This window comes from Streptomyces beijiangensis (assembly GCF_017315755.1).
Lineage (GTDB): Bacteria > Actinomycetota > Actinomycetes > Streptomycetales > Streptomycetaceae > Streptomyces > Streptomyces beijiangensis.
In genome coordinates, this window is record NZ_JAFLRJ010001200.1 from 1 (window position 1) to 372 (window position 372).

General features: G+C 76.3%; 1 protein-coding gene. It reads left to right on the forward strand.

Annotated elements, in window-relative coordinates; translation table 11 throughout:
- On the forward strand, positions 1-372 hold a 372-nt coding region (locus J0695_RS41165; RefSeq protein ID WP_206969919.1), incomplete at both ends, for a histidine phosphatase family protein.

Below are 372 nucleotides of genomic sequence, written 5' to 3' on the forward strand. Positions count from 1 at the left end.
ACATGGGCCCGCCGGCCACCTTCGTGCTCCTCCGGCACGGCGAGACCCCGCTGACCCCGCAGAAACGGTTCTCCGGCAGCGGCGGCAGCGACCCCTCCCTCTCCGACGTCGGCCGCGAGCAGGCCGAGAGGACCGCCGCGGCGCTCGCCCGGCGCGGCACTGTCCAGGCCGTCGTCGCCTCCCCCCTGGCCCGCACCCGCGAGACCGCGGGCATCGTCGCCGCCCGCCTCGGCCTGGAGGTGAGCGTGGAGGAGGGCCTGCGCGAGACCGACTTCGGCGCGTGGGAGGGCCTCACCTTCGCCGAGGTGCGCGAACGCCACCCCGAGGACCTGAACGCCTGGCTGTCCTCCCCGGAGGCCGAGCCCACGAGAC